Annotated in this window: 22 protein-coding genes and 1 tRNA gene; 13 read left to right on the top strand and 10 right to left on the bottom strand. The window is 38.0% G+C overall.

Annotation, left to right across the window (positions count from 1 at the left end; all coding sequences use genetic code 11):
* Nucleotides 1-36: 36 nt before the first annotated feature.
* Nucleotides 37-264 (bottom strand): DUF2007 domain-containing protein, encoded by a 228-nt coding sequence (locus tag LUD75_RS06470; protein WP_232704838.1) that lies wholly within the window; start codon nucleotides 262-264, stop codon nucleotides 37-39.
* Complete coding sequence (locus LUD75_RS06465) at nucleotides 264-1,271, bottom strand: quinone-dependent dihydroorotate dehydrogenase (RefSeq protein WP_232704837.1); 1,008 nt, start codon at nucleotides 1,269-1,271, stop codon at nucleotides 264-266. The genes LUD75_RS06470 and LUD75_RS06465 overlap by 1 nt, the downstream gene beginning before the upstream one ends.
* 274 nt (nucleotides 1,272-1,545) lie before the next feature.
* Between LUD75_RS06465 and LUD75_RS06460 the strand changes: the two genes are divergently transcribed.
* The 9 genes from LUD75_RS06460 to LUD75_RS06420 all read left to right on the top strand — a co-directional run bounded on the left by LUD75_RS06460 (nucleotide 1,546) and on the right by LUD75_RS06420 (nucleotide 14,792).
* Nucleotides 1,546-3,204 (top strand): tetratricopeptide repeat protein, encoded by a 1,659-nt coding sequence (locus LUD75_RS06460; RefSeq protein ID WP_232704836.1) that lies wholly within the window; start codon nucleotides 1,546-1,548, stop codon nucleotides 3,202-3,204.
* 101 nt (nucleotides 3,205-3,305) lie between these two features.
* Entirely contained in the window at nucleotides 3,306-5,600 is a 2,295-nt protein-coding gene (locus LUD75_RS06455) for a T9SS type A sorting domain-containing protein (protein WP_232704835.1), read from the top strand.
* A 107-nt stretch (nucleotides 5,601-5,707) separates the two neighbouring features.
* The gene (locus LUD75_RS06450) at nucleotides 5,708-6,199 is read left to right on the top strand and encodes a sigma-70 family RNA polymerase sigma factor (protein WP_232704834.1); all 492 of its coding nucleotides are present in this window, start codon (nucleotides 5,708-5,710) and stop codon (nucleotides 6,197-6,199) included.
* Entirely contained in the window at nucleotides 6,189-6,782 is a 594-nt protein-coding gene (locus LUD75_RS06445) for a hypothetical protein (protein WP_232704833.1), read from the top strand. The genes LUD75_RS06450 and LUD75_RS06445 overlap by 11 nt, the downstream gene beginning before the upstream one ends.
* A gap of 162 nt (nucleotides 6,783-6,944) precedes the next feature.
* Nucleotides 6,945-8,282 carry a cytochrome ubiquinol oxidase subunit I gene (locus tag LUD75_RS06440; protein ID WP_232704832.1) on the top strand — a complete coding sequence of 446 codons (1,338 nt, stop codon included), beginning with the start codon at nucleotides 6,945-6,947 and terminating at the stop codon, nucleotides 8,280-8,282.
* A gap of 1 nt (nucleotide 8,283) precedes the next feature.
* A complete protein-coding gene (locus LUD75_RS06435; protein WP_232704831.1) occupies nucleotides 8,284-9,291 on the top strand; it encodes a cytochrome d ubiquinol oxidase subunit II in 1,008 nt (335 codons plus the stop codon).
* A gap of 43 nt (nucleotides 9,292-9,334) precedes the next feature.
* Nucleotides 9,335-9,757: a DUF6646 family protein gene (locus LUD75_RS06430; protein ID WP_232704830.1), complete on the top strand. Its 423-nt coding sequence runs from the start codon at nucleotides 9,335-9,337 to the stop codon at nucleotides 9,755-9,757.
* A gap of 465 nt (nucleotides 9,758-10,222) precedes the next feature.
* Nucleotides 10,223-13,132: a SusC/RagA family TonB-linked outer membrane protein gene (locus LUD75_RS06425; protein WP_232704829.1), complete on the top strand. Its 2,910-nt coding sequence runs from the start codon at nucleotides 10,223-10,225 to the stop codon at nucleotides 13,130-13,132.
* A gap of 10 nt (nucleotides 13,133-13,142) precedes the next feature.
* On the top strand, nucleotides 13,143-14,792 hold the full coding sequence (locus tag LUD75_RS06420; RefSeq protein WP_232704828.1) for a RagB/SusD family nutrient uptake outer membrane protein: 1,650 nt from the start codon (nucleotides 13,143-13,145) through the stop codon (nucleotides 14,790-14,792).
* A gap of 72 nt (nucleotides 14,793-14,864) precedes the next feature.
* On the opposite strand, the gene LUD75_RS06415 is transcribed toward LUD75_RS06420, so the two are convergent.
* Nucleotides 14,865-15,686, bottom strand: a complete 822-nt coding sequence (locus LUD75_RS06415) for a GLPGLI family protein (protein ID WP_232704827.1) — start codon at nucleotides 15,684-15,686, stop codon at nucleotides 14,865-14,867.
* A gap of 3 nt (nucleotides 15,687-15,689) precedes the next feature.
* On the bottom strand, nucleotides 15,690-16,589 hold the full coding sequence (locus tag LUD75_RS06410) for a pirin family protein (RefSeq protein ID WP_232704826.1): 900 nt from the start codon (nucleotides 16,587-16,589) through the stop codon (nucleotides 15,690-15,692).
* Nucleotides 16,590-16,846: 257 nt separating this feature from the next.
* Between LUD75_RS06410 and rseP the strand changes: the two genes are divergently transcribed.
* From rseP to LUD75_RS06395, 3 genes are all read left to right on the top strand, one after another.
* On the top strand, nucleotides 16,847-18,328 hold the full coding sequence (rseP, locus tag LUD75_RS06405) for an RIP metalloprotease RseP (RefSeq protein WP_232704825.1): 1,482 nt from the start codon (nucleotides 16,847-16,849) through the stop codon (nucleotides 18,326-18,328).
* 85 nt (nucleotides 18,329-18,413) lie between these two features.
* A tRNA-Asn gene (locus tag LUD75_RS06400) sits at nucleotides 18,414-18,487 on the top strand.
* Nucleotides 18,488-18,551: 64 nt separating this feature from the next.
* Nucleotides 18,552-18,857: a GIY-YIG nuclease family protein gene (locus LUD75_RS06395; RefSeq protein WP_232704824.1), complete on the top strand. Its 306-nt coding sequence runs from the start codon at nucleotides 18,552-18,554 to the stop codon at nucleotides 18,855-18,857.
* A gap of 99 nt (nucleotides 18,858-18,956) precedes the next feature.
* Here the strand turns inward: LUD75_RS06395 and LUD75_RS06390 are convergent, their stop codons facing one another.
* Both LUD75_RS06390 and LUD75_RS06385 read right to left on the bottom strand, forming a co-directional pair.
* Nucleotides 18,957-19,700 carry a DUF3667 domain-containing protein gene (locus tag LUD75_RS06390; RefSeq protein WP_232704823.1) on the bottom strand — a complete coding sequence of 248 codons (744 nt, stop codon included), beginning with the start codon at nucleotides 19,698-19,700 and terminating at the stop codon, nucleotides 18,957-18,959.
* An 11-nt stretch (nucleotides 19,701-19,711) separates the two neighbouring features.
* A complete protein-coding gene (locus LUD75_RS06385) occupies nucleotides 19,712-20,920 on the bottom strand; it encodes a glycosyltransferase (RefSeq protein ID WP_232704822.1) in 1,209 nt (402 codons plus the stop codon).
* Nucleotides 20,921-21,110: 190 nt separating this feature from the next.
* On the opposite strand from LUD75_RS06385, the gene LUD75_RS06380 reads away from it, so the two are divergent.
* Nucleotides 21,111-22,151, top strand: a complete 1,041-nt coding sequence (locus LUD75_RS06380) for a GMP reductase (protein ID WP_232704821.1) — start codon at nucleotides 21,111-21,113, stop codon at nucleotides 22,149-22,151.
* A gap of 48 nt (nucleotides 22,152-22,199) precedes the next feature.
* Here LUD75_RS06380 and LUD75_RS06375 read toward each other — a convergent pair whose 3' ends face one another.
* The 4 genes from LUD75_RS06375 to LUD75_RS06360 are packed head-to-tail and all read right to left on the bottom strand — an operon-like array spanning nucleotide 22,200 to nucleotide 25,233.
* On the bottom strand, nucleotides 22,200-22,775 hold the full coding sequence (locus LUD75_RS06375; RefSeq protein WP_232704820.1) for a nucleosidase: 576 nt from the start codon (nucleotides 22,773-22,775) through the stop codon (nucleotides 22,200-22,202).
* A gap of 51 nt (nucleotides 22,776-22,826) precedes the next feature.
* Nucleotides 22,827-24,230 carry a radical SAM protein gene (locus LUD75_RS06370; protein WP_232704819.1) on the bottom strand — a complete coding sequence of 468 codons (1,404 nt, stop codon included), beginning with the start codon at nucleotides 24,228-24,230 and terminating at the stop codon, nucleotides 22,827-22,829.
* Nucleotides 24,231-24,235: 5 nt separating this feature from the next.
* Nucleotides 24,236-24,481: a hypothetical protein gene (locus LUD75_RS06365; protein WP_232704818.1), complete on the bottom strand. Its 246-nt coding sequence runs from the start codon at nucleotides 24,479-24,481 to the stop codon at nucleotides 24,236-24,238.
* Nucleotides 24,478-25,233: a prolipoprotein diacylglyceryl transferase family protein gene (locus LUD75_RS06360; protein ID WP_232704817.1), complete on the bottom strand. Its 756-nt coding sequence runs from the start codon at nucleotides 25,231-25,233 to the stop codon at nucleotides 24,478-24,480. Before LUD75_RS06360 ends, LUD75_RS06365 begins: the two co-directional genes overlap by 4 nt.
* Nucleotides 25,234-25,283 lie beyond the last annotated feature (50 nt).

Below are 25,283 nucleotides of genomic sequence, written 5' to 3'. Positions count from 1 at the left end.
AAAAAACCTCGTCAGATTTGGCGAGGTTTTGTTTTTTTACTGATTGTCTTTATTATAAAATTCGGTCATCAAATCATTCGCTTTTTCAAAATCATTTTCGGAGACTTTGAGCTGAACGCCTCCACTTGTCGTGTTGAACAAATTGTAAGTATTTGCCAAAATATTCCCGAAGACAAAGGTTTCTACACCGTTGGTTTCTAGGAAAATCTTGAGCATTTCCGCTTCTATTTCTGTGTTGAATATTTTAATTGTAATTAATTCCATTATAATTGTTTAAGAATTTCCCGATTGATTTCATTAATCAACTCCGGACCTTCGTAGATAAATCCTGTGTAAAGCTGAACAAGACTCGCGCCAGCATCAAGTTTTTCAATCGCGTCTTGCGCAGTATGGATTCCGCCAACACCGATGATTGGGAAAGATTTTCCACTTTTTTCTGATAGAAATCTAATAACTTCTGTAGACCGTTTTGTCAATGGTTTTCCGGATAGTCCGCCTGTTTCGGATTTGTTTTCTGAGATTAAATTTTCTCTCGACAAAGTTGTATTCGTCGCAATCACGCCAGCGATTTGAGTTTCTTTAATAATATCAATAATATCCAAAAGTTGCTCATCCGTCAAATCTGGTGCGATTTTCAGAAGGATTGGCTTTTGTTTTGGCTTTTCTAGATTGAGATTTTGAAGCGTTGACAACAATTCTGTCAAAGGTTTTTTATCCTGAAGTTCGCGGAGATTTGGCGTGTTTGGCGAACTGACATTCACGACGAAATAATCAACGTAAGGAAATAATTTTTCGAAACAGATTTTGTAATCGTTGACCGCTTCTTCGTTTGGCGTCACTTTATTTTTTCCGATATTTCCGCCGATGAGAACGTTTTTATTTTTCTTTAATCTTTCGATTGCTTCGTCCACACCGCCATTATTGAAACCCATTCGGTTGATGATTGCAGAATCTTCCTTCAATCGGAACAATCGCTTTTTATCGTTTCCAGCCTGAGCTTTCGGTGTCAAAGTTCCAATTTCTATGAATCCAAATCCGAGGTCGGAAAGTTCATCGAAGAGTTTGGCGTCTTTGTCAAAACCTGCGGCCAAACCAACCGGGTTTTTGAATTTCAATCCGAAAACTTCACGCTCGAGACGTTTGTCAACAATTGGTTTTGGTAAAAATAATTTGGCCAGAAAACCAAAATTCTTGAGAGCAGAAAAGGTAAAGTGATGAACTTCTTCTGGGTCGAATTTGAAAAGAAGCGGACGAATTAGGCTTTTATACATCGGAGAAAAGTTTTACAAATTTAAGTTTTTGTGAGGATAATTGATTAAAAAAATCACTAATAATGAGTTAAAGACAAAGGCACAAAGGTCAATTTTGAATGTACTGCGTTTTTACGGCACCAAGTATTTAAAATCTTCGATTTTCCTTGTGTCCTAAAACTGTTATGAATGAGATTATTTTTGTGCTTTTGTGTTTTCTAAGCTGCATTTTCATAATTCAAAAAAATAAAGCAAAATCTTTATATCTTTACTTAGATTTTATCCAAAACCTTCAATGATTTCACGTTCGTATTATAAAAGTTTAATTTATATATTTTTCCTTTTGTTTCTGCCTTTTCAAGTATTTGCAATCACGCCAAAAGATTGCGAAAAGATGATCATTGAAGGCGTGGAAGCGATGAACAAAAAGGATTACGCCAAATCTCTGGAAATCTTGACCAAAATCCGAAAAATTGCACAGGAAAATAAATGGTACCGCGAGGAATTCTTGGCTACGAACAACATTGGCGCAAACTATTATATGCGTCTGGATTACGGCGAAGCGCTGAATAATTACCTTGATGCTTACAAAATTGCTGTTGCACATTTGGATGAAAAGTCAGAAATGACTGTTCTCAACAACATTGCGATTCTCTATTCCCGAGACAAAAAAACCGAGAAAGCCGAAGAATATTTTACCAAAGCTTACGAATTGGCTGGAAAGGTTAACAACAACACTTCCAAAGGTTTATACGCCATTAATCTTACCATAGTCTCCAACGAAAAGAAGGATTATAAAAAAGCCAAACAGTTCATCGATGAAGCTTTGAAGCTGACAGAAAATTCGCCTTATGCTTTATTGGCAAAAGCAACTTTGGTGGAAACCTTGGTCAATCTGAAACAATATGATGAAGCAGAAAAAATCTCTGCGGAATTGCTGCCAAAATTAAATGGCATTGAACATTCGGAATATAAGACGCAGATTCTGTACAACTTATCAGCGATTGCGGAACATAAAAATGATTTGCCTAAGTCTTTTCATTACCTAGAAATGGCGGAGAAAAGCAATTTGAATTATGATTTTAAGGAAAATCTGTACGAGCGATTCAGTCTATTATATAAGAAAGCGAACAATATTGAGCGCGCTGTTGCTTATAAAGATTCGGTGATTGTGATTAAAGATTCGGTGAATCAAATCAAGAATGGACAGCTTTTCGAGAACAGTAAAATCAAATTCGAACTTCAAAAATCTCAGAAAAATCTGGCGGAAAGTCAGGAAAAACTGACGACCGAACGTTCTTTTTTCATCAAAGGTATTTTGCTGGCGATTTTCATTGTCATCATTATTTTTTGGGCTTTGAGGAATAGCATTGTTAAAAATAAACAGCAGAAAATCATCGAACAAAGTAATGCCGAAATTGCAAAACTCGAACTCGAAAAAGAAAAAAAGAATAAGGAAATCCTTGAAAATCAGTTAAAAGAAAAAGAAGTTCTGGCTCTGTTGGAAGAGGAAAAATATAAAAATGAAATCGAAGCCAAGAATCGGAAACTTACTACCAAAGCTTTGCAACTTACTACAAAAATTGAATTGATAGACGACCTCGTGAGAACGCTTTCCAGACAAACGGATAACGATTTCGAAAATCAGGACGTCAGCAATATCATCAAACAACTGAAACTTTTCCAAAGACAAAGCAGAGAAGAGGAAAGTTTTTTCATCCATTTTGAAGAGGTGAATCAAGGTTTCATTAACAAACTCAAAACACTTCATCCCGACCTCAACTCGAATGACCTTCGTTTTCTTTCTTATGTTTATATGAATCTGTCGATGAAGGAGATTTCTTCCCTTTTGAGCATCACAACCGAGGCTTGCAGGAAGCGAAAAGAGCGCATCATCAAGAAAATGAATCAGGATGACAATATAGATCTATATAACTACATTACAAGCATTTAGCTAATTTGTCACACTATTTCTGAATCATCGTCCAACTATTTCCGCCGTATTTTTTTGCATTGCTAATTTTTATCACAACATTTGAGTATAAAATTAGATATATGAAGAAAATTACTTTTTTAGCTGGCTTTTTGTTTGTGCTTTTTACAGGCAATGCCAACGCTCAAACAGAAGTTTTGAGCAAAAATGAGTTCGGAAGAATTTTCGATCTTACTTATAGCGTAAAGGATCAAAATACGATCTACGCCATTACCATCACGAGCCACATTGTAGTTTCGCACGACAATGGAGCGACTTGGGAAGTGTTCTATTCTATTCCTGCAGCTGGTGGTGGCATCAGTTTATCAAAATTGAATATCAGTAAAGATGGAACTTTCCTATCTTTTACCGCGACTCAAGGTGGTGTTGGAGAATTACATATTCTGGATATTCTTACAAAAACCCTTACCAAAACTTATTCTTTACCAAATCTGGATGAAGTACCTTTTATCAATGCGTACAACTTTTTCGGAAGTGATAAAAACAGCCTGATTGTGAGTTCTCAGTTCCCATTTGGCTGGGGAACGGCAAACAGAGTTTACACAACCAGCGACGGCGGCACAACCTGGAAAGAAGTTTATTATTCTCCTGACCACAACAATATCATTACCAGCTATGTAGCTTACGGCCCGACTGATAAAAATAAATTATACGTTGCCAACGGAAACGGAAGCGAAGGTGTTTACGGCGGATTGAGAATCTCGACTGACGGCGGCGATAATTTCACCGAAAAACTTGCGGGAAGTGTTCTTAGCACTTTGGAATTCAATCCGAATAATCCAAACGAAATCTATGCTGGTACAGGAATCAGTTTTGGAGCAGCGACAGAAAAACTTCACCATTCTGCTGACGGTGGCGAAACTTGGGAAGATGAAAATATCACTTTCGGAACCAATGGAATTTTGAATGACATCATTGATATTCAGTTTGATCCGCACGACAACAACCACGTAATTGTTTTGGAAGAAGACGAAATCATCTCCACAAAAGATGGCGGAGACACTTGGCAGAATGTAGAATATCCTTATGATAATCTGGACAGTTATTATTACGGGATCAAAGCGAGTTTCAATCCGTTCAAAGCAGGAGAATTGGCGATTACTTCCAACTACAAACCTTTGTTTTCTACTGATAATGCAGCGACTTTGACTCAGATTCAAACACCTTTTTACAGTTCTACTGGAGGCGTTAACTTGTTTGAAAATGCAACTTCCAGACATTTGTACTACAGTGTTCAGGGCGGTTTTGTCCACAGAAATCTTGCAAACAATTCCGAAACGGCGCACAATATCGTTCCGCTTAATATCTTTAGTACTAATAATGGAACTGCTTACCTTCCGGATTCTAAAAAAGAAGGCCGTATGTATTCTTTCGCAGGCGGTTTTATGGGATCAACGTTATCACTGAGTGATGATTTTGGATCAACTTTCAGTCCGATCTTCAGTACTTTCTCTGCTGGTCTTACAAGTGTGATTCCGGATCCTCAGGTTACCAATCAGATTATGACCACTTTCAACAATTGGGGTCAGGGCGAACTGAATAAGATCAATTTTAATGATCAGAATAATATTGTTGTGACCAATATTGCTTTGCCAACAGCAAATCCGGTTTTCAAATTATTACATCCAAATAACATTTCTACTGAATTTTTCATCCTGATCGGGTCAGAAATTTATAAAACCATTGATGGCGGCGAAAATTGGACAGCGGTTGCAATAGGTGATGATGTGACTTCTGACACAGCAATTTACGATATTGTTCAAAATCCAAAAAACCTGAATCAGTTGGCTTTGGGAACCTCATCCGGCGTTTTTGTTTCGAATGATAAAGGCGTAAGCTGGAATCTGGTTTCGCAGTTTGTGGCAAACAAAGTGTTCTATTCCGATGTTAATTCCGGCGTTCTTTTGGCAACGACTTACACAAGTCAGTTCGACATTTTCGACATTCATTATTCTGTTGACAATGGCAGTAATTGGAGTACAGTTCCGAGAGCTGATCTTTTGCAGACCGAAAGTAATTCTGTGACAGTTGATTTCTCCGACAAAAAAGCTTACATCTACATTGCCTCAACAGATTTGGGTCTTTTGGGATACAATCTGAATCTCGAAGTTCTTGCAAACAACGAAGTTTCGAATGAGAAAGCAAAAGTTTTGGTGTATCCAAATCCAACTGTTGACGTTGTGCACATCGACAGCAAAAATCTGAAATCTGCTTCTCTTTACGATATGAATGGCAAGAAACTATTGGAAAGCAACAAGACTGAAATGAATGTTTCCAAACTTCCAAAAGGCGTGTACGTTCTTAGAATCGTGACTGCCGATGACCAAGTTGTGAGTAAAAAAATCATTAAAAAATAAATCTAATTCTTCATAATTCTGAAGCGTCCCGAAATTTTGGGACGCTTTTTTTTGTCCAAATGTGTAACATTTTCTTTTACTTAGACTCTAAATTTCAAAACAAGACAATGCAGGTTTTAAACTTCGAAGAAATATACCACGATTACTGGAAACGGATTTTCCGCCTCTGTATGGGTTATGTGAATGACGATGATGCAGCGAAGGATCTTTGTCAGGAAACTTTCGTAGCTGTTTTCCAGCAATTGCCAAAGTTCCGCCAGGAAGCTGCTGTCGGAACCTGGATCTACCGGATTGCGACCAATATTTGTCTAAGGCAGATTAATATTGAGAAGCGAATGCCAAAAAGCGAATTGCCTTATCAACTGAAAGATCATTCTGAAAAAGACCAAAAGGCGGAGCAGGATAAAATGACGGATTTTCTTTACCAATGCATTTCGGAGTTGCCAGAATTGGAAAGAATCATTATTTCACTGGAACTTGAAGAGATGAAACAGGCAGACATTGCAGAAGTCGTTGGAATATCTCCGGCAAATGTGAGAGTTAAAATACACAGAATCAAAGAAAAATTAACCCAAAAATTTAAGAATTATGTCAACTGAAAATATTAATTTCCAAGACATTTGGAATAAGAAAAATACGGAAATTCCCAACATTCAGGAGATAAAATCTACTGCTGATAAATACAAAAAGAAACAGCTGCAATCTACGCTCTGGCATATTTTCAGTCTTTCTATTACGGCTGTAATGATTGTCCTGATTTGGTATGTGATAGATTTTAAAATGTTTACGACGACTCTGGGAATCGCTTTGATTTTGATTGCTTTGGCACTTTACATTTATTTGTTTTCTCAGAATGTGAATGTCATTCGCACAATTAATCCTTCAATCAATAATCAGGAATATCTGGCTTCTTTGAAAAAATTGCAAAAGCAGCAACTTTATATGCAGACGAAAGGCATCAGTATTTATTATGTTTTGTTGACAGCTGGTTTTGCTTTTTACTTTTACGAATTTGCCATGAGAATGTCAACGCTAGGCGCAACATTGGCTTATGGATTAACATTTTTGTGGTTAGCAATCGCCTGGTTTTTCTTAAGACCAAGACAGATTAAAAAACAGAATGAAAAAATCTCCAAGGTGATAGATTCTTTGGAATCGATTGAGAAAGACCTTGAAAATTAAAACCGGCAAAATCATTATTGTATTTACGAAGATTGAACCGCAAAATTTGAAACTTTAAAAAGGAAGTAAAATCTTGTGAGTCACAAAAATATGATAATTGTCTTGGCAATCGACTAGCGAAACCTTTGAAATTAAACCTAACTTTACCATCAAATTAAGGTTATGGATGATTTTATGGCTGCCCGTTCTCAGATGGCAGTTTCTCTGGGATTCCACATCATATTTTCGTGTGTCGGGATGGTAATGCCTTTTCTGATGGCGTTTTCTCATTACAAATATCTCACAACCAAAGACGAAGTTTACAAAGGTCTTACCAAAGCCTGGAGCAAAGGTGTTGCGATACTTTTCGCTACAGGTGCCGTTTCCGGGACGATGCTGTCTTTTGAACTTGGATTGCTTTGGCCAAAGTTTATGGAGCACGCAGGTCCTATTTTCGGAATGCCTTTTTCTTTGGAAGGGACAGCATTTTTCATTGAAGCGATCGCCATTGGTTTCTTTCTTTACGGATGGGAAAAATTCAACAAATGGTTTCACTGGTTTTGTGGCGTTGTCGTAGGTGTGAGCGGATTGGCTTCCGGAATCCTCGTGGTTGCAGCCAATGCTTGGATGAACAGTCCGGCTGGTTTCGATTATATTAATGGACAATATCTGAACATTGATCCCATCAAAGCAATGTTCAACGAGGCTTGGTTTCCACAGGCTTTTCATATGACTGTGGCAGCATTTGCAGCAACTGGATTTGCAGTGGCAGGAATTCACGCTTTAATGATTTTGAAAAAGAGAAATATCAGTTTCCATACAAAAGCGTTCAGGATTTCTGCTGGTTTTGCGATTTTCGGAGCTTTATTAGCACCAATCAGTGGTGATGTTGCCGCAAAATCTGTTGCAAAGAGACAACCAATAAAACTGGCGGCGATGGAAGCGCACTTCGAAACCGAAAAAGGTGCAAGCTTCGTCATTGGCGGAATTCCGGACGAAGAGAATGAACAGATAAAATACGCAATCAAAGTTCCGAAAGTGTTGAGTTTCCTGGCTTGGGGCGATTTTGATGCCGAAGTGAAAGGCCTGAAAGATTTCCCGAAAGATGAATGGCCGCCTGTTGCTGTGGTTCATTATGCTTTCCAGATTATGATATTCTTTGGCAGTGTGATGATGGGAATTGCTGGATTATATCTAATTGCGAGTTTCTGGAAAAAGGAATGGCTGACAAAATCCTGGTTTCTGAAGATTTTCATTGCTGCAATTCCGTTTGGCTATATTGCTCTGGAAGCCGGCTGGACAGTCACCGAAGTTGGCAGACAGCCGTGGATCATCTACGGAATCATGCGAACTATTGATGCTGTGACGCCGATGCCGGGAATCCAGTATTCGTTTTACTTTTTTACATTGGTTTTCCTGTCGTTGTCATTAATCATAATTTTTCTTTTATTAAGACAAATCAAGATGGTTCCGAAGTTGTATGACCCGACTGATCCTAATTATAATCCTAAAACCAAATAAAATGATCTACGTTGTAATTGCATTTCTTTGGGTTTCGATCTGTTTATATTTAATAACCGGCGGTGCAGATTTTGGCGCTGGCATCATCGAATTATTTTCGAGAAAATCTTATCGCGACAAGACAAAATCAATTATGTTGAAATCGATTGCACCAATTTGGGAAGCCAACCATATGTGGCTCATTATTGCGATTGTCATTCTGTTTGTTGGCTTTCCAACCATTTACACCACGGTCTCAACTTATCTTCACATTCCATTAGTCTTAATGCTCGTAGGAATTATTGCGAGAGGAACTGCTTTTACTTTCAGAAATTACGATGCAGTGCACGACAGCTGGCAGAAACTTTACACTCAGATTTTTTATTATTCCAGCCTACTAACGCCTTTTTTCCTGGGAATGATCGCCGCGTCAACTATTTCAGGGTCTATTGACACGGATGCAAAAGATTTCCTTGGACTTTATATTTTCAGCTGGCTCAATTGGTTTGGCGTTTGCGTAGGACTTTTCACAGTGGCACTTTGCGCATATCTAGCCTCATTATTTTCTCTACATCAGGCCAGATTCAGTGATGATGTTTTACCGATTATGATCCGAAAAACAAGGCAAACTGCATTTTATGTAATTGTCACAGGCATTTTTGTTTTCGTTAGCGCCTATTTTTCCCACATTCCTTTATTACAATGGATTTTTTCCAAAGCTTTGGGAATCATTGCCATCACGTTGGCAACGATCAGTTTACTTTTTACAAATGATGCTATTAAAAAGAGCAATTTTTTGCTGGCTCGGATTCTTGGTGGTTTTCAGATCATTATGATTCTGGTGGCTGCAACTTATCAGCACAATCCGGATATTATTCTCTTTGCAAACGGCGGTTCATTATCTTTGTTCGATGAAAGTGCGGCGCCAAAAACCATTGCTGCATTGGGCTGGGCCTTGCTTTTGGGAAGTATTTTTATATTGCCTTTTTTATTCTATCTGTTGTTTTCATTTGGCGAAAAAGGGAAATAAAACACGGGAAACAACGTTTTAGAAACTATATTTTGAATTAATTATGAAAAAGATTTTTGCATTGGCAGCAATTAATTTCTGCGTGTTTGGTTTTTCACAAGCTTGGACAGGCGCTGGAGATCAGAAAGCACAGGCCGGAATCAACGCTTGGGGACTTGGGACTGGAATCGCTGCGAGCTATGACTATGGACTGAACAGTTTGATCTCTGTTGGCGGAGGTGCCAATGTTTATTTTAATGAAGACGAGGACAATCCTTTTATCTTCGGACGGGTAGGATTTCACTTGCAGGAGACTTTGGCTTTACCTCCAGAACTCGATATTTATCCTGGAGCGAATGTCGGCGTTGCCGGCCGAAACTTTGGATTGGGCGTTTACATTGGCGCAAGATATTTCTTCACGGAAAACTGGGGCGCATTTGTAGAAGCCGGTAATAATGGAAGTTTTGGAGTTTCCTATTCCTTTTAGAATTCAACCAATTTAATCGTATAAAAAGCATCGGAAATCAGATGCTTTTTGCTTTTTTAGAAATGATTAAAAAATATAGATTATCAGATTTGGACAATTATAAATGAGCAAATTCTTTACCGATTAACAACTACAATTGAATACTCCTGATTATTATGCAATAATTTTGATTAATTGTTGTTTTTTTTTCAAAATATCGCAGAAGATTGTTTTTTGCATTGTTTTTTGGATAATTTTTCAAGACAAAATATGACAGAAATCAGCTTATTTGTTTTGATTAATATATAACAATTGTTAAAATTAAAAAATAAATAGCTTGACTTTCAATGACTTAAATTTTAATGTGTAATATTTGTTAACAAAATATTACGATATATGAAAAAAGTGTTAATATAGGAAAAACATTTTTTGCGGTTGTGCAATCGATTGCATCGAATCATTAATAATCTAAAAAAAGTCAAAGTTATGCCACATGAAAAACTATCTAGATCGCAGCTAGATTTTCGGAAAACAATTGCCGTTTTCTTTTTGTTCTCATCAGCCGTTGCATTTGCTCAGGAAACCGGGACAAGTGACACGATAAAGAGCAGCGAAAAAAAAATTGAGGAAGTCGTAATTGTTGGTTACGGAAGTGTTAAAAAAACCGATTTAACAGGATCTGTAAGCACCATCAGTTCTGAAAAAATTACGGAAAGAAACAATACCAATCCTTTGGAAGCCATCCAGGGAAGTACGCCAGGTGTAAATATCACCTCCAATACAGGACGTGCCGGAGACGGTTTTAAAGTAATCATCCGTGGCGCTAACTCTTTGACTGCCAGCGGAAATCCTCTATTCGTAGTAGATGGCGTTCCGTTAGATAATATCGATTTCCTAAATCCTCAGGATATTGCCAGAATGGACGTGTTGAAAGATGCAGCGTCTGCTGCAATTTACGGTTCCAGAGGTTCAAGCGGTGTTGTCATCGTAACCACAAAAAGTGGATCAACTGCAAAGCGAGGAATCTCTATACAACTTGAAACTTCTTATGGTGTAAAGAGCGCTGTCAGACTACCTCAAATGATGACAGGTGAAGAATGGTATAAATTCCATCAAGTGGCTTACATGAGTGCTACTCCGCTTACACAGACTCCAGAACAATTGGCAGGATTGGTAGGAACAAGAAGTCCATTATTGGTAGCAAGAGGTAAAAGCGGTTATACTTTTGACTGGTATAATGCGGTTCTAAGACCGGGAGCGACACAAAATCATTATATTAATCTATCTGGCAGAGCAGAAAACGGATTGGCCTACAATATGTCATTCGGTGTTCAAAAAGATGAAGGATTGATTGATAAAGATTCTCAGGATAAATACAACTTCAAGCTTGGGGTCACTCATAAGATTAATGATAAATTTTCTACTGGTGCCAATGTTACCATTGCAAAAATAACAACGGAACTGGGAAGTGATCTTGCAATGCAAGAAGCTTTCAGACTAAGTCCTTTGATGTCACCGTGGGCGATTGACGCAAATGGTAACGAATTAGTAGGAACCAAATTCTTCTTACCTGGAAAACTCACTTACCCTGACGGAACTTGGGCTATCGATAAAACCAGTACCCCAAATCCTTTGAGTGAAATAGCAAATTCGTCTCAAACAGAAAAGATATGGCAGGCTTTAGGAAATGTATTCTTCCAATATCAAGCTAAAAAGTGGTTGTCTTTCAGAACAACATTCTCCACAGGATTTTCCACTTCACAACTTGGTATTTCTAATGGTGCACAAACCAATGCCGGCGTTCTTGTAAATAACAAAAATTCTGCTTCAATATTACGATCTGACAACTTCAATTATACCTGGGATAATCAAATCGATTTGAAACATACCTTTGGAGATTCTCACGACTTAAGCTTATTACTATTGCAGAGTATTTTCTATAATGAGGATATGGCATCGTATTCATATGCTTACGGACAACCTTTTGATACAGGAATATATAATTTAGGATCAGGAACACAAACTAGTTTCCAAGTGACATCAGCCTTTCCAAAATATACATTGAATTCTTATGCCGCGCGTCTGAACTATGCTTATAAAGGTAAATACTTGGTAACTGCTTCTACAAGATATGATGGTGCGTCCGTATTATCTCCGGGAAACAAATGGGAAAGCTTTCCATCTTTAGCTTTGGCTTGGAGACTAAGCAAAGAATCATTCCTAGAAAGCAGCAAAGTTGTATCTGACCTAAAGTTAAGAGCAAGTATTGGCTACACTGGAAACAACAATGTGCCTCCTTACACAACACAAGAATTATTAAACCAACAAACATTTTATGCCAATGGCACCACTGTAGTTTCCGGCATGCAGGCGCAAACATTAGCCAACTCAAATTTAACTTGGGAAAAAACAAGAGAATTGAATTTTGGATTAGACTTCGGATTCTTGAGAAACAGAATTACTGGTACTGTAGATGTTTACGACAGAAAATCGAAAGACTTGATCTTCAGGCAACAATTACCTGCGGAGACAGGAAGGGGAAATACTTATGCCAATGTAGGATCTGTTAGTAATAAAGGAGTTGAGGTACTTTTAACAACAAGAAACATTCAAAGTGAAAAAATTACTTGGGAAACCACGTTCACTTTTACCAAAAATGTAAACGAATTGACTTCAATCTATGGTCAAACTGTAGCTAATGATATTGGTAATAATTTAATATTAGGATCTAGTTTAAATCCGAATTATAATTATGTTTATGATGGCGTTTGGCAAGAAAGCGAAGCGGCATTAGCAGCAACATATGGTCAAAAACCAGGTATGGCAAGACCAAAAGACATCAATGGCGATGGAAAATTTGATGCCAATGACAGAGCGGTAATCGGAAGTTCTGTTCCAAAATGGCAGGGAAGTTTTTATTCTAAATTAACTTTTGGGCATTTTGATTTCAATTTCTCGGTGATTACAAATCAAGGCCAAACCGTCTTGAGTACATTCCACAGAAACTTTGCTGATGTAACGGACAGAGGAAGACAGAAAATCGCAATGGACTATTTTATTCCAACTAACGGCGCAGGAATAGATGCCAATCCCAATACAGAAAATCCAAAACCTGGACCGCAAGCTACAGGCGCTGGTGCATTTTGGGCCTCAGGAATGGCATTTTACAGAGATGCGTCATTCGTAAAAGTTAAAAATATATCTTTGGGTTATACATTCAGTTCAAATCTTTTGAGCCAAATGAAAATCAATAGTTTAAGAATCTATGTGAATGTTTTGGATCCATTCGTATTTACAAAATTTGATGGTTATGATCCGGAATGGGCGTCCTCTGCTTTCGGTATCAACAGACCCGCATCCGTCACTACACAATTTGGTTTAAGTGCTAAATTTTAAAATAAATCTTATGAAAAAATCAATATTTATATTAGGCATCGTTGCAACATTATTTAGTTCTTGCAGTGATTTTATAGAAGAAGAAAGTTTGTCATTCGTTACCGCAGATGAAACATATACAACCGCTTCAGGTTTTCAGTTATTAGTCAATACAAATTACGCTTGGCTGAAAAGCATTTATGGTGGTGATCCGTGGTTATTCGTTGCCGGTACCGATATGTATGCAGAAGGCAGAACTGCAGAACCCGCAGGACTAAGTCAATATTCACAACTTATTCCATCGGCTGAAGGCGTAGACCAACTTTACACTACTTGTTATCAATTGATACAATCGGTTAACAAAACCGTTTATTACTCGACAATTACAGAACAAACGGCAAAGGTACCAGTACTGGTAGGGGAAGCAAAGTTTTTAAGAGCTAATGCTTATTTCTTATTGGTTCAAACCTATGGTGGCGTTCCTCTTGTGACAGAAAACTTTGCAACTCCTGCACCTCTGCAGTTTGACAGAAATACAGCTGAAGAGATTTATGATTTTATCATCAAAGAGTTGGAAGCTTCTTTGGCAAGTGTAGAAACCGCAGCTTACAGCAGCACAGGAAGAGTTAACAAAAGAGCCGTAAACGATTTGTTGGCAAAAGTATATTTAACTCGAGGTTACGAAACCTTTGGGAAAGCGACTGATTTTGCAACAGCTGCCACTTACGCAGATGCGGCGATTAGTGGACAATCATTAACAATACCTTACGGACAGCTTTTCACGCCAACAACTGATTTGAATGCGGAAACAATCTTCTCCGTTCAGTATGATCCTGCGTCTACAGCCACGTCTCCTACTACTTTGGGTAATAAACAATTCTATTACTTCAGTTCTTACCTTGGTGGTTCTGAGACCAACGGAGGTGCGCCTTTGAGAAGTTATAATCTTTGTCCTACGGCTTATGCTTTGGGTCTATATACCAAAGAAGATTCCAGATGGGCGGCTACATTTATGACTGTTGTTTACGAAAGATATTATGATTTCTATAGAGTCGCAGACCAAAGCACCCTAAAGATCAAACATTTTTACTCTCCGAAATGGTTTACTGCTGCAGATAAAGCGACATGGATGACAGATAATGCAGCAAAATTAGCAACAGGCTTTGTTTATCACGACTGGGGAACTTATGACGCGGCTTATACATTGATCAAAAACCTAGACTATCAGACTATTCCTGTTAAGAAATTTGATGATCCAGCACTTACAACACCTGCCAGCACAGGACCTGTAAGTACCAGAGATATTATTACTGCCAGACTTGGAGAGACTTATTTGGTGGCTGCCGAAGCTTATCTGAAAGCCGGAAATCCTGCAACGGGTTTAGAAAGACTGAATGTTGTAAGAACCAGAGCCAAAGTTCCTTCTGCAACTGCCGGAGAATTCAACATCGATTACATCCTGGACGAGAGAGGCAGAGAGATGCTTGGAGAATACACAAGATGGTTTGACCTGAAAAGAACAGGGAAACTTGTTGAGCGCACGGTTAAGTACAATTACAAGATCACAAATGCATCACAATTTGCAGGAAATAACGGACAGCAGAAAATATTAAGACCAATACCACAAACCGTTATTGACCTTAATCAAAACAAAAACTTTCCGCAGAATCCAGCGTATTAATTACACTACAACTTTAATTATAATAGAAAGACCGGAACTATGCCGGTCTTTTTCTGTATTGTAAATATTTACTTATTTAATTTCGATTGGATTATTATAAAATGCAATCTGCTTTTTTAGGCGTACTTCCTGTTGTTTTAGGGCTTGCAACAAATCAGCATTTTTCTCATCAAACATCTGCATCATTTGGGACATTGGATTTTTTTCATAATCCTTTAGCCGCTTTTGAAAGCCTTCTTTGCCCAGTTTCACAGATTTTCCCATTTGAAATTCCAAATTGTTTAGTTTATTTGTGTTAATATCTTGATTAAGCTTTTTGTTACCAACCAAAATCCAGGAATAGTATCTTTCCTTATCTTGAAGTTTTACAATCAATCCCGGCAAACCTGAGAATTTGTATGGTCCGTCCTGAATTGGGATTTCTGTTGTGAACCAAGCCGTCCAGTTCCTTCCGCCATAAGAAGTTGTCGCCATTTGTGTTTCGTAATCTCCAATTTTCTCAATGAAATTAGTGATATTCCACTTTAGATCTGGTTTTTCTTCGTAATTGTAATATTCGCTCATTCCAATAAAATCATTGAAAATCAGCTTTCCCTTTTTTAATTTATTGACTCTGAAACTCCACTTTTTGAAATTAGAAGAAGGCGGATCTATAAACTCTTCACCAGCTTGTCTTGCCTTTTTCACACCTGCAATATATGTTGAATCAAATTCCAACTGCTTGTAGCTTAAGAAAAGTGACTCATCTTTTACAACATCCAAAACCATCATTTCCTTTTCTGGTTGTATAGAATCTTTGTGCGAATAATAAGTCATTTCATAATAAAAACGATGGACTTGCGAATTCATCAATCCTAAAATTAATACGAAACCAAATGTGAAACTTTTTTTCATCGATTATTTCAGCTTAAGATTCTTATTCTGCGGAGGAAGCGGAACATAGCCATCATCATTGATGACTTTAGGGAACTCGTGGTTTTCCCATCTTGTTTTAGCAGCTTCGATTTTTTCTTTTTCCGAGGAAACGAAATTCCAATAGATATGTCTGGGTTCCGGAAACGGCTCGCCTCCGAAAATGTAAACTGTAGAATTGGGCTTCAAAACGAAATGACAAAGCTTTGCATCTTTCGCAATTAAAATATGTTTTGGGTTGTAGAGGTTGCCTTCACTTTCAATATTTCCTTCTAATATATATAGAGAAGATTCTCCGAAAAGATAATCACCCAAAATAATTTCTTTGTCTTCCACAGAAGTATTTTTCACTTCAAGGAAATAAAGTGGCGAATAAACCGGAACCGGCGATTTACGACCAAGGATTTCTCCGGCGATCAATTTATAATCCACTTCATTGTCTTTCCAGCTTGGGATGTCTTCTTTATTAATGTGACAAAACTCCGGTTCCATATCTTCGAGTTCTTTTGGCAGAGCAACCCAGATCTGCAATCCGTGAAGATTTTTTTCGGATGTCCTCATATATTCCGGTGTTCTTTCGGAGTGGGCAACGGCTTTTCCGGCGGTCATCCAGTTCACAGCGCCTTCTTTGATCTCGATTTCTGTTCCGATGGAATCGCGGTGCATAATGCTTCCTTCAAACAAAAAAGTCAAGGTTGAAAGTCCAATGTGCGGATGAGGCGGAACGTCCAGGTTTTCATAATCTTTGAGTGCTGCAGGTCCCATATGATCGATAAAAACAAAAGGCCCAACGCTTCGCTTCTGAGAAAAAGGGAGCAATCTTCCAACCAGGAAGTTTCCAATGTCGGCTGCTCTTTCCTCGATTATCATTTGAATATTTGACATAATTTCATTTTTAATTTGAGACTTAAAATTACTGATTTAAATTTATATCTAATGTAAATTTATAGAATCTCCCGCAGCCCGACTTGAACGGATCCTGATGTAAAATCGGGAGGAAGTGGAAGGCGGATAAAGCTGCCCAAATCATAATCAAATTTTAGAAAACCGGATTATTGATGACAAAAAGACGCGTATTTTACATTGGTATACTTTCTGACGAATTGATTACCTTTGACAACTTATAATTTTAAAACATATTAATGGAATTAGCATTAAAGATATTTCAGTTTATCCTGAGCATTTCTATCCTTGTAACTTTACACGAAATCGGGCACTTCCTGCCGGCGAAATGGTTCAAAACCAAAGTAGACAAATTCTTTTTATTCTTCGACCCTTATTTTTCCATTTTCGCAATGAAAAAGATCAATGGAAAATGGCAATATAAATTCCTTTCCAAAAACCAACCCACTGAAGAAGAGGTTGAGATTGACGGGAAAAAAGTACTTCAACCTATTGATGTTTCCACACTTCCTGAAAACGATTGGAGAAAACACGAGGGTGTGAAATACGGAATCGGCTGGGTTCCTTTTGGCGGTTACGTGAAAATCGCCGGAATGGTGGACGAAAGTATGGATACGGAGCAATTGAAAAAACCCGCTCAGCCTTGGGAATTCCGTGCGAAACCAGCTTGGCAAAGGCTAATCATTATGCTTGGCGGTGTGACGGTTAATTTCTTTTTGGCTTGGTTAATTTTCGGTTCGTTGTCTTATTTCTATGGTGAGGAAAATTATGACACCGAGAAATTGGGCGGAAAAATGTATTATTCTGAACCTTCACTGAAAATGGGTTTTGAAAACGGTGATAAAATCTTGAAAGTTGATGGTAAAACGCAAAAGGATTTCGACAAATTATCTTTGGATGTTTTGTTGAGTGACAACATTACTGTTCTAAGAAACGGAAAAGAGGTGACTTTCGCTACCAATGATGCCGGAAAAGCATTGGTTTTGCAGGCAGAAACGCCGAAAGCTTTCCTGATGCCTAGAATTGTTCCAACTGTAGATACGATTAATCAAAAATCGACAATGGATGCAGGTCTTAAGATTGGAGATAAAATCGTAAGTATTGATAATCAAAAAATCGAGTACTACGACGAGTTAGCGCCTATTGTTTCTAAAAAAGCAGGTTCAAAAGTTGACTTAGTTGTGGATCGTGGACAGACGTTGGTTCCAATTTCAATTCCTGTGGATAAGGAAGGAAAGATTGGAGTTGGCTCATTCAAAGATTACAAAAAAATGATCACGCTGAACCATTACACATTTGGTGAATCAATTGGAAGAGGTTACACGAGAACGATTGAAAGTTTGACTTATCAGGTAAAACAATTCAAATTGATTTTTAATAAAACGATTAAAGGTTACAAAAAAGTAGGCGGACCGATTGCAATCGTAAACAATATGCACGTAGACAAGAACAAAGACGGCGGTCTTTCTATCAACTGGCACGAGTTCTGGGCTTTTACGGCTAAGTTTTCGATCTGGCTGGCATTCCTTAATTTGATCCCGATTCCAGGCTTGGACGGCGGTCACGTTTTGTTTACATTGTGGGAAATCATCACGAGAAAACCAGTTCCTCAGAAAATTTTGGAAAATGCACAAATGGTGGGTGTAATTTTCTTGTTGGGACTGATGGTGTTAATATTTGGAAATGATATAGTTAAGCTGATAGTGCAGGCTATAGGCTAAAAAAAATAAAAAAAGTTTCAAAAAAAGTTTTGGAGTTTTTAAAAAAGTTTCTATATTTGCACACGCTTAAAGCAAAAAGAAACATTCCTCTTTAGCTCAGTTGGTTAGAGCATCTGACTGTTAATCAGAGGGTCGCTGGTTCGAGCCCAGCAAGAGGAGCAAAACCATCCCGAAGTTTCGGGATGGTTTTCTTTTTTTAGATATATTTGATTTAAAATTACAAATGTTTTATATCTATATTCTATTTTCAGAAACATCCAATCTTTTTTACACAGGATATACGGCTGATGTTGCTAGACGCTTACGTGAACATAACGAAACATCAGTTAATACTTTCACTTCAAAACACAGACCTTGGAATCTAGTTGGGTTATTCGATGTAAAAGGTAATGAAAGCGATGCGATAAAAATCGAAAAATTCATCAAACGACAAAAATCAAAAATATTCATTGAGAAAATTCTAAAAGAAGACACGATTCTTGAAGGAATGTTAGCTCACCTGATTAGAGTCCCGAAGCTTCGGGATTAATAAGAGGGTCTTCTGAGGCTTAGTCCCGAGAATTCGGGAAGCAAAACCATCCCGAAGTTTCGGGATGGTTTTCTTTTTTATGACTTTCACCCTTTATTCTTAAACCAACACGTTCATCTGCATCAATGCAAACACAACAATCATTAGCAGAACGACCAGGATAATGTGGCTCAAAGTAGATCTTATCAAAACATTCACAGAATTCATCGATTTAAAAAACTGAATATTCGTCCAAAAATTTAGTCCAATATCAATCAGATAAATGACCAGCATCACCATATTAATGCTAAGCGAATGTTTTATCAGGAAAATAAAGGGTAAAAATAAAATCTGGACAATCAGCCTCTGACCAGCTTTGAAGGTATTCAAAATCAAATATTCCGTAAAGTTGTATCCTTTGTTGTAAAAACAGACAGCCGTTCCAATGGTATAAAGCGGAATCGTAGCCAACGTAAGCCAGCCAAAATTCTTCAGCATAAACTCATCCAGATGGAAAGAATTCTTTTCCACATTGATTTTGGCAGCCGAATCGCTGGACAATGTAAAAAGATTGATATGAAACCAATGACAAAGCAGAATGTAAAATCCGGCCAAGATCAGGATAAATGACAGCGGTTTGATGTGATTCACACGCTTGCCTTCTAGATATTCCCTGATAGCGTGACCAGGCCTTATAAAAAGCTTCTTGCTGGTGTACAACAAACCTGCATCGATATGAAAAAAACTGTGCGGGATCTCATGTCTCAAAAAGTGAAAATCGATTCTTTCCGTATCAGCAGTTTGTCCGCAATTGTTGCAGAATTTTCCCTCAAAACGATGTCCACAATTTTTACACGTTTGCATAATTTCCAGTTTTAGTTAGTTTTCTTATTTTTCGCCTCGATCCAGCGACTCATATATTTTGTCGAATTCAATTGATGATGCTGCAGGATTTTCCCCAGATAATTTTCAATTCTGTGATTTTCCAGATTTTCCATTACTTCCGAAACTTTACTAATGAAAGAATCCGCAAACAAATCTTTCCTGAACAAAGAATCCAAAATCTGATAACCGTTTTCCTGAGCCTTATTCCAAAGATTTTCATTTTGATAAAGTTCAACCGCTCTATCAACAAAAACCTCATCAGAATCCTCGATAAAACCATTCCAATGCAAATCGCCGTGCATCGCTTCTGCGCCATTTGAACTTGTCACATTTGGCAATCCAAATTTCATACTTTCCCAAAGTTTCCCTTTCAATCCAGCGCCGAAAGGAATTGGCGCGAGAAGAACTTTTGCTTTATTAAAAATATCTTCAACAGAATTCGCTCTTCCTTTCACCAGAAATCCATCTTTCTCGTTATTAAATTCCAAAACCTTCTGACTTGTGTAAGCGCCATAAATATGAAGCTCAGCTTCCGGGAGTTGTTTCTTGATCGATTTCCAAATCTGTTTCAACTTCAAAACCGTTTGCCAATTCGGCTCGTGCAGGAAATTGCCGATGCTTACAAAATGTTTTCTGTCTTCGAAATATGTTTTACTTTTCTCAAAACCTTCAGTCAAAAACGGAATGTAAAAAAGTAAATTCGGATTGATTTTAAAATCATCAACCAACAAATTATATTCAAATTCTGAAATAATCAACGACAAATCACAACGCAAAATCGATGCAATTTCCCGCACAAAAATATCATTAATTAAATCCTTTTTCTCGACAATTCTCTTTTCAACAAAAGCCTTTCGCCTTGCTTCTCTCAAAAAATGAAGATCTTCCGTATCAATGATTTTCGCAGCATTCGGACAATTTTCAGAAACGCGCCAACCGAATTGTTCCTCAGTCACATATCGGTCAAAAAGAACAACGTCAGGATTAAGGCTTCTAATTTTCTCATCAAAACTTTCATTATTAATTTCAATCTTCTGAATCTCAATTTTTTCTGAAAATTCTACATTATTTGAAGCTGTCAAAAAAGTGATTTTGTAATCTGCTTCAGAAAAAAGCTGGATGAGCTGCATCATTCTGTGACCAGCTGCAGTAGAAGCTGGCTCAGGAATTACGAGACCAATAATAACGAGGTGTTTCATCTTTAACAAAAATAGAAATTCTTATTTGAATATTTTGGGCAGCTTTACCGTCTTCCGTTTCCTCCCGATTTTACAGCGGGATCCATTCAAGCCGGGCTGCGGATTCCAAATCCAAATCACATTTGGTTCAAATCAATTTTTCAACATCAAACATCACCATTTTCAAAAAAAATTATATTAATTTTGAAGTATGCGAATAGAAAACGAAATCAAGTTGGGGTTCAAAGATGTGATGTTTCGCCCGAAACGATCCACACTCAAATCCCGCAGCGAAGTTACGATAGAAAGAGAATTCACTTTTCTGCACACCCAGAAAAAATGGAGCGGCGTTCCTTTGATTGCTGCGAATATGGACACAGTCGGAACTTTCAAAATGGCAGAAGCCTTGTCCAAAGAAAAAATAATCACAGCCATCCACAAGCATTATTCAGTAGAAGAATGGAATCAATTCCTAGCTGGAAAATCCGACGAATTCTATCAATACATCGCACTCAGCACCGGAACCGGAAAAGCGGACGAAGAAAAAATAAAAACGATTTTGGACGTCAATCCGAAGATCCAGTTTCTTTGTATCGATGTTGCGAATGGTTATTCTGAGCATTTTGTGCAATTTGTGAAGAAAGCCAGAGAAAATTTCCCAGATAAGATCATTATCGCTGGAAACGTCGTAACCGGCGAAATGGTAGAAGAATTGATTTTGGCCGGCGCAGATATCATCAAAGTAGGAATCGGTCCAGGTTCGGTCTGTACAACACGTGTAAAAACCGGCGTTGGCTATCCGCAACTTTCCGCCATCATCGAATGTGCTGATGCAGCGCACGGATTGGGCGGACAAATCATTGGCGACGGCGGTTGCAAAGTTCCCGGCGATGTGGCAAAAGCGTTTGGTGGCGGTTCAGATTTTGTGATGCTCGGCGGAATGTTTGCCGGACACGACGAAAGCGGTGGCGAAATCGTAGAAGAAAATGGAAAAACTTTCAGATTATTCTACGGAATGAGTTCTCAAACTGCGATGGACAAACATTCCGGTGGCGTAGCAGAATATCGTGCTTCCGAAGGAAAAACTGTGAGGGTAGAATACAAAGGTCCAGTTTCTGAAACGGTGAAAGATATTCTCGGTGGCGTTCGTTCGACTTGTACTTATGTTGGCGCATCGAAACTGAAAGAACTTTCTAAGCGAACGACTTTTATCCGTGTTCAGGAGCAGGAGAATCAGGTTTTTAACGGTTAAGAAACTAATTTACAATAAACAAAAACAGCCAAATTGTGGCTGTTTTTTTTATTTAAGTTTGTCTAGTTCTCTTCTTAAAGCAATCGAAGCTTTTTTGACTTCTATTGTCCAATCATCGGCTGCATTCCCATCAGCTCCGTCAGAAATATATTTTAGACACAGAAAATCGATGCCTTCCTGTTCCGCTACTTTCGCAAGTGCAAAAGCTTCCATATCTATGACGTTGTATTCCGGATTGATATGTTCAATTTCGAATTGGTCGCCGGAACCACAGATTCCGTTTGGAAGATTTTTTATATTTAATCCATATTCAAGAAGAATCGGTTCTTCTGAAAATGGTGTTTCAAACTTCTGAAAACCTAGAGCCCGAACATCCATATCTCTCTGAATAAAACGATGGCAATTAACAATACTTCCTCTGTCAAAAGTCGTGCTTCCTGCAGTTCCAAGATTGATAATCAAATCCGGATTAGATTTCTGAATTTCTTTTGTCAGATTATAAGTCGCTTTAACCTTTCCTATTCCCACGAATAATTTATTGAAATTTTCAAACTCTTTTCCAGCTTCCGATTCCAAAGCAAAAACCAATAAAATGTTACTATAAATTTTTCCGTTGATTCTCATAATTCTTACAAAGCAAATTTTTCTCCTCTTAAATCCAGACTATTGATTATTTTAAAACAAAACCTTTCCTTCCTTTTTAAGCTCTTCCAAATATTGAACTTTACTGTCTCTGTAAAACAAATTCATCGTCTCAAAAGGAATCATTTTCAGGTCTTTGTTGACGATGTGAACACAGGATTTCTTGACCGCACGGACATCAAAATCGTGGGCGTCCATAAAATTCATAATGATGATCCTGAACAAGTTGTCATAGTCCAAATTAGGCGCAGAAACCTCTGGCAGACAACACAATAACTGATTGACTTTCGGCTGAACTTTGTCCACGGAAATGCCTGTACTGAAGATATCCAAAAGCTGCATCTGCAAACCTGTATCCTGTTCATAAACGATGGTATTTTTGGTTTCGTTGTTTAGAAGATCGGCTGGATTGATGTATCTTGTTAATGGAATAATTTCGTTTTCTAATTTCAAAATATAACCCATTGCGAGGGAATCGGGATTGCACGGAACCGGAATAATGTCGTCTCCGTTCAGAAGTGGAAACTGATCAAGGATCTCCTGACGAACTTCCGTCAATGTAATTTTTTCGTGCGCCGAATCCTGTCTGTTTCTGCCGGCAATCTCGACTGGTTGAAAGGTGATTCCGCGGACACATTTTTGTTTTAAGGCAAATTCTATAATTTTTCCAATTTCGTCTATATTTTTTCCTTTTTGAAGAACGATGACGAGTGTTGTGGAAAGATTCAATTCATTGAGTTTTTCTAAAGCTTTCATCCTCACATTAGTCAAATCTTTCCCCCGGAAATCTTCTAAAACTTCCGGTTTGAAGGAATCAAATTGGAGATAAATTTCAAATTCTGGCGCGTAGGTGGCGAGCTTTTCTGCAAAACCGGGATCATTCGCGATTCGGATGCCGTTTGTATTAAGCATCAGGTGTTTGATCGGTTTTGTCTTCGCAATATCCATTATTTTGAAAAACTCCGGATGTATCGTTGGCTCTCCTCCACTGATCTGTACCACGTCTGGTTCGCCTTCGTTGTGAACAATGGTGTCAAACATCGCCTCAATCTCTTCCAAAGTTCTGTGACTTCCGTAGTGCGGTGATGACATTGCATAACAAGTGGGGCAAGTCAGATTGCAACGATCCGTAACTTCCACGATGGATAGACAGCTGTGTTGCTCGTGATCCACACAAAGACCACAATCATAAGGGCAACCAAACTCTACATCTGTCCCAAAGTGAACGGGCGTTTCGGAAGCTTTGTTGTAGTTTCTGATATTCTTATAATAAGGAACATCAGTCGCAATTTTGGTCTTGAAAAAGCCGTGATCCGGACATCTTTTGGTCATAAAAACCGCATTGTCCTCAATGATGATCTTTGCGCCGACACGCTTTAGACATTCCGGGCAAAGACTGATCGTGTAATCGTAATAGGTGTAATCTCTAACTGGCATAATTTTTAACTTACAGAAAGTATTCCTCCGCAAACCATTCCACTGATAAGGCCGCAGATTAAAAGTGTGATCAGCATCGTTTGCCAAAATTGTTTGGTTGTGAATTTGCGATTATCCTTTGATTCATAAATTAGTTTTGCAATAACTGTGATGATCACGGAAACAACTACAGAAATAATGACTATCACCGCAATAATCATCGCTACTAATCCGCCCAGACCTCCGACTTCCAATAGGGTTAATGATTTCATTTGCTTCGTTTTTGAATTGTTTTGTTGATATTATAAATGTAATATAAAATTACCAATAAACACACAATCTGGATTGTTCCAAAGTTTCCGATGACTTCTTCCCTTGGTTTGACAAAATCAAGAAAAAACCTGAAACAGAAATAACTCAGCATAAAGATCTGAAACAGAAATCCCGATGGATACTTATTTTTCCCTTCAATCATCTTAAGTTCAAACCAGAGGAATAGAAGAAATGCAATCTCATAAAGCGCCACCGGATGTCTGAGATATTGATCTCCCAAATGCATTCCGAAAATTGAATCGGTCGGCAAACCATAAGTTTCCTCATAAATTCCTGTGAAAAAACAGCCAATTCTGCCAATGATCATTGCCAATAATAGCGGATAAACAATCAAATCGCCTGTGCTTTCTTTGTGTCCTACGATTTTCTTTGCGAGTTCTACACCTATCAGTCCAAAGGCTAATCCGCCAACAATTGTGTTATTGGTCCAGAATCTGACAAAGTTAAAATCATGACTGAAAAGTACACTCGGTTTTTCTAAATTTCCAATGATCTTAGAACCAATCAATGCGCCAGCTGTTGCGCCAATTAAAACTGCCAATGAAACATTTAACGGTAATTTCTCCTTCGATTTTCTTTTTAGATAAAAATAATAACGCATTGCCAAAAAAATCCCTACAGATTCCAAAACAGGATGCAGGAGAATTTCGTTACCAAAAAGTTCAAACGTTACAGGAAAGTAAATAGGCATATAATGAAACAAAAAATGCAGCTCTCACTGCATTTCATTTTTATTTTAAA

Origin of the sequence: Epilithonimonas sp. JDS (assembly GCF_021261315.1) — a bacterium.
Classification (GTDB): domain Bacteria; phylum Bacteroidota; class Bacteroidia; order Flavobacteriales; family Weeksellaceae; genus Epilithonimonas.
The sequence above is the reverse complement of the archived record's forward strand: the minus strand, read 5'-3'. Positions and strand labels throughout refer to the sequence as shown.

Bases quoted from the DNA above. Each gene is read 5' to 3' on its own strand.
- LUD75_RS06470 (WP_232704838.1), bottom strand. From the start codon at position 264: ATGGAATTAATTACAATTAAAATATTCAACACAGAAATAGAAGCGGAA.
- LUD75_RS06395 (WP_232704824.1), top strand. From the start codon at position 18,552: ATGTTTTATATCTATATTCTATTTTCAGAAACATCCAATCTTTTTTAC.
- LUD75_RS06420 (WP_232704828.1), top strand. From the start codon at position 13,143: ATGAAAAAATCAATATTTATATTAGGCATCGTTGCAACATTATTTAGT.
- LUD75_RS06375 (WP_232704820.1), bottom strand. From the start codon at position 22,775: ATGAGAATCAACGGAAAAATTTATAGTAACATTTTATTGGTTTTTGCT.
- LUD75_RS06450 (WP_232704834.1), top strand. From the start codon at position 5,708: ATGCAGGTTTTAAACTTCGAAGAAATATACCACGATTACTGGAAACGG.
- LUD75_RS06430 (WP_232704830.1), top strand. From the start codon at position 9,335: ATGAAAAAGATTTTTGCATTGGCAGCAATTAATTTCTGCGTGTTTGGT.
- LUD75_RS06390 (WP_232704823.1), bottom strand. From the start codon at position 19,700: ATGCAAACGTGTAAAAATTGTGGACATCGTTTTGAGGGAAAATTCTGC.
- LUD75_RS06370 (WP_232704819.1), bottom strand. From the start codon at position 24,230: ATGCCAGTTAGAGATTACACCTATTACGATTACACGATCAGTCTTTGC.
- LUD75_RS06425 (WP_232704829.1), top strand. From the start codon at position 10,223: ATGCCACATGAAAAACTATCTAGATCGCAGCTAGATTTTCGGAAAACA.
- LUD75_RS06410 (WP_232704826.1), bottom strand. From the start codon at position 16,589: ATGTCAAATATTCAAATGATAATCGAGGAAAGAGCAGCCGACATTGGA.
- LUD75_RS06365 (WP_232704818.1), bottom strand. From the start codon at position 24,481: ATGAAATCATTAACCCTATTGGAAGTCGGAGGTCTGGGCGGATTAGTA.
- LUD75_RS06435 (WP_232704831.1), top strand. From the start codon at position 8,284: ATGATCTACGTTGTAATTGCATTTCTTTGGGTTTCGATCTGTTTATAT.
- rseP (WP_232704825.1), top strand. From the start codon at position 16,847: ATGGAATTAGCATTAAAGATATTTCAGTTTATCCTGAGCATTTCTATC.
- LUD75_RS06360 (WP_232704817.1), bottom strand. From the start codon at position 25,233: ATGCCTATTTACTTTCCTGTAACGTTTGAACTTTTTGGTAACGAAATT.
- LUD75_RS06465 (WP_232704837.1), bottom strand. From the start codon at position 1,271: ATGTATAAAAGCCTAATTCGTCCGCTTCTTTTCAAATTCGACCCAGAA.
- LUD75_RS06460 (WP_232704836.1), top strand. From the start codon at position 1,546: ATGATTTCACGTTCGTATTATAAAAGTTTAATTTATATATTTTTCCTT.
- LUD75_RS06455 (WP_232704835.1), top strand. From the start codon at position 3,306: ATGAAGAAAATTACTTTTTTAGCTGGCTTTTTGTTTGTGCTTTTTACA.
- LUD75_RS06415 (WP_232704827.1), bottom strand. From the start codon at position 15,686: ATGAAAAAAAGTTTCACATTTGGTTTCGTATTAATTTTAGGATTGATG.
- LUD75_RS06440 (WP_232704832.1), top strand. From the start codon at position 6,945: ATGGATGATTTTATGGCTGCCCGTTCTCAGATGGCAGTTTCTCTGGGA.
- LUD75_RS06380 (WP_232704821.1), top strand. From the start codon at position 21,111: ATGCGAATAGAAAACGAAATCAAGTTGGGGTTCAAAGATGTGATGTTT.
- LUD75_RS06385 (WP_232704822.1), bottom strand. From the start codon at position 20,920: ATGAAACACCTCGTTATTATTGGTCTCGTAATTCCTGAGCCAGCTTCT.
- LUD75_RS06445 (WP_232704833.1), top strand. From the start codon at position 6,189: ATGTCAACTGAAAATATTAATTTCCAAGACATTTGGAATAAGAAAAAT.